At 61.9% G+C, this 6,260-nt stretch carries 7 protein-coding genes and 1 pseudogene; 7 read left to right on the top strand and 1 reads right to left on the bottom strand.

Features of this window, described 5'->3' with window-relative positions; translation table 11 throughout:
• The coding region (locus J0I79_RS02525; protein ID WP_292855155.1) for a glycerol-3-phosphate dehydrogenase C-terminal domain-containing protein at positions 1–641 on the top strand (641 nt) is incomplete at its 5' end.
• 72 nt (positions 642–713) lie between these two features.
• Positions 714–860 (top strand): ATP-binding cassette domain-containing protein, encoded by a 147-nt coding sequence (locus J0I79_RS02520; RefSeq protein WP_292855154.1) that lies wholly within the window; start codon positions 714–716, stop codon positions 858–860.
• 243 nt (positions 861–1,103) lie between these two features.
• Here J0I79_RS02520 and J0I79_RS02515 read toward each other — a convergent pair whose 3' ends face one another.
• Positions 1,104–2,015, bottom strand: coding sequence for a LysR family transcriptional regulator (locus tag J0I79_RS02515; RefSeq protein WP_292855153.1), 912 nt, complete (start codon positions 2,013–2,015; stop codon positions 1,104–1,106).
• A gap of 153 nt (positions 2,016–2,168) precedes the next feature.
• Here J0I79_RS02515 and J0I79_RS02510 point away from each other — a divergent pair, with 153 nt between their 5' ends.
• The 5 genes and pseudogenes from J0I79_RS02510 to J0I79_RS02490 form a co-directional block, all read left to right on the top strand.
• Positions 2,169–3,608 carry an NAD-dependent succinate-semialdehyde dehydrogenase gene (locus tag J0I79_RS02510; protein WP_292855152.1) on the top strand — a complete coding sequence of 480 codons (1,440 nt, stop codon included), beginning with the start codon at positions 2,169–2,171 and terminating at the stop codon, positions 3,606–3,608.
• Positions 3,609–3,674: 66 nt separating this feature from the next.
• Positions 3,675–4,634 (top strand): dihydrodipicolinate synthase family protein, encoded by a 960-nt coding sequence (locus tag J0I79_RS02505; protein ID WP_292855151.1) that lies wholly within the window; start codon positions 3,675–3,677, stop codon positions 4,632–4,634.
• A 36-nt stretch (positions 4,635–4,670) separates the two neighbouring features.
• On the top strand, positions 4,671–5,216 hold the full coding sequence (locus tag J0I79_RS02500; protein WP_292855150.1) for a 3-hydroxyanthranilate 3,4-dioxygenase: 546 nt from the start codon (positions 4,671–4,673) through the stop codon (positions 5,214–5,216).
• A 68-nt stretch (positions 5,217–5,284) separates the two neighbouring features.
• Positions 5,285–6,091 (top strand): aspartate dehydrogenase, encoded by an 807-nt coding sequence (locus J0I79_RS02495; RefSeq protein WP_292855149.1) that lies wholly within the window; start codon positions 5,285–5,287, stop codon positions 6,089–6,091.
• A gap of 67 nt (positions 6,092–6,158) precedes the next feature.
• Positions 6,159–6,260, top strand: a pseudogene (locus J0I79_RS02490) (branched-chain amino acid ABC transporter permease LivH); the annotation flags it as partial.

Below are 6,260 nucleotides of genomic sequence, written 5' to 3'. Positions count from 1 at the left end.
TCGACTACATGCTGGCGGAAGTGAATGCCTTCCTGCGGCGGCCCGTCACGCGCGCCGACATCGTCTGGAGCTATTCCGGCGTGCGTCCCTTGTTCGAAGTAGGCGGCGGCCGCGACAATGACCTTTCGACGCTGACGCGGGACTATTCCTTCGAGATCGACGCGCCCGAGGGGGCTCCACCCGTGCTGACCGTCTTCGGCGGCAAGCTGACCACGCACAGGAAGCTGGCCGAGCATGCGATGAAGGAACTTCACGGCCTGCGCGGCTGGTCCGATGTCTGCCGCACACGCACCGAAGTGCTGCCCGGCGGCGACTTCGGCGCAGCCGGCAAGGCCTCGTACGAGGCGACGGTCAGGAAGCGCTTCCCGTGGCTGCCGGAAGCCCAAGTGGCGCGCTACGTCCAGCAATATGGGACGCGCGTAGAGAATCTGCTTTCGGGAGTGAACATCGCCAGCGATCTCGGCGAGTGTTTCGGCGCGGACCTTTACCAACGCGAAGTGGATTTCCTGGTTTCGACCGAATGGGCGGAGGCGCCCGATGATGTCATATGGCGGCGCACCAAGGTCGGGCTGCGTCTGAGCCAAGGCGAGATCGGCCGGCTTCGTGGCTATTTGGCAGCGCTGAATGAGGGCGCAGTATAGGCCTGGGGGACACGTCGCAAGCGGATCGCTACCCCTGACAAAGGAAATGGCCACGAACGGTTGGCCGCTTCAATGGACGCGATAGACATGGAGATCGAGCGAGGCGAAGTGGTTGGCCTCGTCGGTGAGTCCGGATGTGGAAAGTCGACGTTGGGTCGAATTCTGGCAGGCGTGTTCAACCGGCAACGTGGTTCCCAATCTGCAGTCCACGTGCGATAGATTGATTGCACGTCGGATCACCTGCAAGAAGGGCAGCGAGTACAAGTCATCAGCCCCTCGAGGAGACGGGTCGACCCAAAAGGGCCTCCGCAGGCCAAGGAACCTGATGGGGAACTGTAAGCACCTGTCGAGGGAGGTTCTATCGAATACCTCGGTGCATTGGAATCTTATCCCTACGACGCTGGGCGAGAGTCCCGCTGTCCGCTTGGCGGAGCCGTCGATGCAAAGTGCGATGGCAAGGCATCACTGCTTTGCAGGGCTGAGTTTCTGCGCATACCGCCTGACTACCGCCGCAAATGCCGAGGTCGCCGGAGAGATGGAGCGGCCCGTGGCGTGGATCATGACCACGTCGCGCGAAATGCTCGGCTCGACCAGCGTTTTTCCGACCGCGCCGCCGCGGGTTCCAACGGCCGTCAGGGCATAGGATGGCAGCACCGAGACACCTAGCCCGGCTTCAACCAGGGCAATCGCGGTTGTGATCTGGGAGACTTCGTACGCCGGCTTCAGGGGGAGTTGCGCCATCTCGAACCCGACCTCCACCAGTAGGCGGATACCGCTATCGCGCGTCAAGGTGATGATGGGATGGTGCTGGAGGTCCGTCCAGGACGTGGTTTCGTTGCTCGCAAGCGCGCTCTTGCCGCTGCAGAACAGCATCAATGTGTCGCGAACCAGTATGATCCGTTCGATCCCGGCTTCCGCCGGCGGGAATGTACCGAGCCCGCAATCCGCCTTTCCCGATCTTACGCTTTCGACGATCATCTCGGTGCCGACATCGGCCAGTTCGACCGTGATGCCGGGATAACGGCTCTGGAATTCGGCAATCGCATGCGGAAGAACCGCTGCCGCCAGCAGTGGGGGCGCCGCGACCCGTATCTTGCCACGCCGTCGCTCGGCCAGATCATGCACGCTCCTGACCGCAAGCTGCAATTCTTCCATGATCTTCGAGGCCGAGTTACGGAACTCCCGGCCGGCATCGGTCAATTCGACCCGTCTCGTCGTGCGATCGAACAATCTGACCGCAAGTTCGTCTTCGAGGTCTTTGACGGCCTGTGAAATCGCCGATTGGGCCAGGCCCATCCGGCTCGAAGCCGCCGAAAAGTTTCCGGACTCGGCTACCGCGAGAAAGCTTTGGATCTGTTTAATGGTGATCTTCATAGGATCTATATATCGGTAGCAGCGATAAATTAATACGATAAAACCGCATTGTCATATAGATGGTTGGCATGGTCTTTTCAGGCATCGGGAACGCCTCAGAGGGTCCCGGCGATTTCGTTCTTGATAAGTGTCCTTTGCGCCGCCGAGGTTTTCATGCCGTCCTATCCCGACCTTCAACACTATATCGGCGGCCGCTGGACACCCGGATCGGACGGATGGCGGGTGCTCAACCCGGCCGACGAGAGCGTCATCGGGACAGTCCCCTTGGCGACCAAAGCAGACCTTGACGACGCGCTGGCAGCCGCGGCCGACGGCTTCAGGATTTGGAGCCGGATCTCACCGGCAAAGCGTGCCGCCATCATGCTCAACGCAGCTGCGCTGATGCGCGAGCGGATCGAGGACATCGCGCATGCGATCACCCTTGAGCACGGCAAGCCCATAGCGCAGGCGCGGCTGGAGGTTATCCGGGGCTGCGAGTTCTTCGAATGGGATGCCGCCGAAGGTCAGCGCACCTACGGCCGGGTAATCCCCAGCGAGCCCGGCATAAAATATGTCGTGCTCCATCGCCCGATCGGCGCTGTCGCGGCGTTCTCCCCCTGGAATTTCCCGATGAGCCAGCCGGCGCGCAAGATCGGCGGGGCGCTGGCAGCGGGCTGTTCGATCATCCTCAAAGCCTCGGAGGAAACGCCGGCGGGGGCTATTCACATTGCTCGCGCTTTCCATGATGCGGGCCTTCCGCCCGGTGTGCTCAATCTTGTCTTCGGCGTCCCTTCTGAGGTTTCGGAGTACCTCATTCCGCAGGACCCGATCCGGTTGGTCGCTTTCACCGGCTCCACGGCGGTGGGCAAGCTGCTGACGGGAATGGCGGCGCGCCATATGAAGCCCGTGCTGATGGAGCTTGGCGGTCATGCTCCGGTCATCGTCTGCGACGATGTCGATCCCGTGGCCGCTGCCACCATGTCGGCCACCCGAAAGGCGCGCAATGCCGGCCAGGTCTGCACTTCGCCGACACGTTTCTTCGTCCATGAGACGCTTTACGATGCCTTCGTGGCGGCATTCGTCGAAAAGGCTCGCTCAGTGACGGTAGGCAATGGGTTCGATCCGTCCACGCAGATGGGGCCGCTGGCCAACGCTCGACGCATCGAGGCGATGGAAACACTGGTCGCCGACGCCAGAGCGAAGGGCGCCCGTGTCCGCGCCGGTGGCGAAAGGCTGGGCAAGAGCGGCTATTTCTACCCGCTGACCGTGCTGACCGAGCTTCCGGAGGATGCCCGCGTGATGCGCGAGGAGCCTTTCGGGCCGCTGGCGCTGATCAATCCCGTCTCATCGCTCGACGACGCCATCGACAAGGCAAACGCGTTGCCGCATGGCCTGGCCACCTATGCCTTCACCCGTTCGGCGCGCAATGCGGACAGGCTCGTGGAGGGGGTGGAGGCCGGCAATCTGTCGATCAACACCCTCGAAGCCTCGGTTGCCGAAACGCCGTTTGGTGGCGTCAAGGAGAGCGGCCTCGGCCGGGAGGGCGGCGCCGAGGGGATCCTGAACTACACCATCGTCAAGAACGTGTCGCATCGAACGACTTGGGGCGTTTGACCAAGGCGATTGCCACGATGCGAATCTGAAAATTGGACGGTTCGCCCGTCGGGACCGAGGGACAGTATGAACTACTCCAGGAAGGACGCCAAAATCCATTCACGCGAAACGATGCGCGGCATTTGGGCCGCCGCGCTGGTGCCCTTCTCGCAGGATCTGACGATCGACGAAGACGGCATGCGTCGCAATTATGACCACTGGATCACCGATCTCAAGATCGACGGCTTCTTCGTTGCCGGGAAGCAGGGCGAATTCTTCTCGATGTCTGTCGAGGAGCGAAAACGTTGCTTCGAGATCGCTGTAGACGCCTGTGCCGGCCGGGCCCAGACAATCATGTCGTGCTCCGACCAGAACCTCGATGTCGTGATCGACCTCGCCAGGCACGCGCAGCGGATTGGCGCCGATTACATCGTGGTGCATGCGCCTGTCCTGCATTTCCTGCGAGCACAGGACGAGACACTGTTCAACTACTATCGGACGATTTCGGAGAAGGTCGATATCGGGATCGCGCTCTGGAGCCATCCCGACAGCGGCTATCTCATGAGCCCTCAGCTGTGCAACCGGCTCGCCGATTTGGACAATGTGGTCGCCATAAAATACAGCGTACCACGCCCGATGTATGTGCAACTGCAGGAGCTTGCCGGCGATCGCATTCTGGTCAGCACCGCATCCGAGGAGGAGTGGCTCGACAACATCGTCGAGCTCGGATGGCAGCTCTATCTATGCTCTTCGCCGCCCTTTCTGCTGCAGACAAGCCATGATCTCAGGATGCGGGAATATACCGACCTCGCCTTTGCCGGCAACGTCGCTGCCGCCCGCGCTGTCCGCGACAGCCTCGATCCTGTCCGCGCGGCGCTGAAATCGACCCGACCGCCGGAAAAGCCGCACGCCCACCAGAAGTTCTGGCAGGGTTTGCTCGGTCAGGTCGGTGGGCATGTGCGGTCTCCCTTGCTTGAACTCACCGGCGAGGAACAGACAGCGACAAGAGCCGCGCTGGAACAAAGCGGACTTCGACGTTCGATATAGGACTAGCAACCGAAACGCCTGGGAAGGAGCGGAGCGATGCAAGGACAACTGAGAGCCTTCAACTTCATGAAATGGATTGACGAGCACAAGCATCTGTTGAAACCGCCTGTCGGCAACCAGCAAGTCTGGAAGGACGCCGATCTGATGGTGACCGTGGTCGGCGGCCCCAACCAGCGCACGGACTATCATGACGATCCGGTCGAGGAATTCTTCTACCAGCTCAAGGGCGACATGGTCTTGAAGGTCATCGACGATGGCAAGTTCTACGATGTGCCGATCCGCGAAGGCGAGATCTTCCTGCTACCGCCGCATGTCCGTCATTCGCCGCAGCGACCGCAGGAAGGCTCTGTCGGCCTGGTCATCGAGCCCAAGCGCGCCGAAGGGCTGCTAGATGCGGTCGAATGGTACTGCTTCGAGTGCACGTCGCTTGTGCACCGGTCCGAAGTCGACCTCGAAAGCATCGTCGAGGACCTGCCGCCGATCTACAAGGCGTTTTATGCTGACGAGACCGCGCGGACATGCCCGCATTGCAAAGCATTGCACCCGGGCAAGGTGCCACCCGAGGGTTGGGTGCGGCTTTGATCCGGCGCGCCGGCCGGGCTCCGACGGAGCTCCCGGCGTGATAGCCCAAGCATCATGAAGCGGATGTCATGCGTCAGGGACGGTTTCGGATAGGCTTGATCGGTTGGGGCGCCATCGCGCGGCGAACGGCTGAGTTGCTGCGCGATAGCGCCACCATCGAGATTGTGGCGGTCGCCGTGCGCGATGGCGCAAGGCCCCGCCAGGACCTGCCGGCGGGATGTCGCGTGCTATCCAGTCCCGACGAGCTTGCCGGGTTGGATATCGGTTTGCTGGTGGAGGCGGCTGGCAGGGCGGCGGTGCCGGTCTGGGCCGAAGCCGGGCTGAGGCATTGCGGGTCCGTGGCGATCTCCTCGACCAGCGCGCTTTGCGATGATGCCTTGCTGTCCCGGTTGCTGCAGGTGGCGCGGGAAACCGGCGGGCAGCTCGTTGTCCCCTCCGGCGCCCTCGGCGATATCGGGGCGCTTGTCGCTGCTTCGGCGCTGCCACTGGACGAGGTTACGCATGCCATCATCAAATCACCGCAGGCCTGGCGAGGCAGTCCGGCTGAGCAACTTGTCGATCTCGCGGCGATCGAGAGTGCCGTGGTTTTCTTCACCGGTTCGGCGCGGGAGGCAGCCGCACGCTTCCCGCAGAATGCCAATGTTGCGGTTATTTCCGCTCTCGCCGGCCTGGGCCTGGACCGGACCCGAATGACGCTGATTGCCGATCCGCAAGTCCGTCGCAACTGTCACCATGTCGTCGCCACCGGTGTCTTCGGCCGGCTCGAGCTGCGGGTGGACAACGAACCGCTCGACGACAATCCGAAGTCGTCCGAGATGGCGGCGCTCAGCCTGGTGCGGCTGATAAGGAACAGGACGAGCCATCTGGTTCAGTAGGCTCGAAGGGCAACAAGAAGAAAGGAATGCGTCTGCATGGGCGACATTCCAGGGGAGCCATGTACATATGCAGTACTTTGTCCAGCAGCTTATCAACGGGCTGACGCTGGGATCGATCTATGGGCTGATCGCAATCGGCTACACGATGGTCTACGGCATCATCGGCATG

The organism is Mesorhizobium sp. (assembly GCF_017306585.1).
Lineage (GTDB): Bacteria > Pseudomonadota > Alphaproteobacteria > Rhizobiales > Rhizobiaceae > Mesorhizobium.
Note: the sequence above shows the minus strand (reverse complement) of the source record. Positions and strands in the feature narration are given on the sequence as shown.

What these genes read in the sequence shown, in the direction of transcription:
- J0I79_RS02520 (WP_292855154.1), top strand. Translation starts at nt 714, where the DNA reads ATGGACGCGATAGACATGGAGATCGAGCGAGGCGAAGTGGTTGGCCTC.
- J0I79_RS02515 (WP_292855153.1), bottom strand. Translation starts at nt 2,015, where the DNA reads ATGAAGATCACCATTAAACAGATCCAAAGCTTTCTCGCGGTAGCCGAG.
- J0I79_RS02510 (WP_292855152.1), top strand. Translation starts at nt 2,169, where the DNA reads ATGCCGTCCTATCCCGACCTTCAACACTATATCGGCGGCCGCTGGACA.
- J0I79_RS02505 (WP_292855151.1), top strand. Translation starts at nt 3,675, where the DNA reads ATGAACTACTCCAGGAAGGACGCCAAAATCCATTCACGCGAAACGATG.
- J0I79_RS02500 (WP_292855150.1), top strand. Translation starts at nt 4,671, where the DNA reads ATGCAAGGACAACTGAGAGCCTTCAACTTCATGAAATGGATTGACGAG.
- J0I79_RS02495 (WP_292855149.1), top strand. Translation starts at nt 5,285, where the DNA reads ATGCGTCAGGGACGGTTTCGGATAGGCTTGATCGGTTGGGGCGCCATC.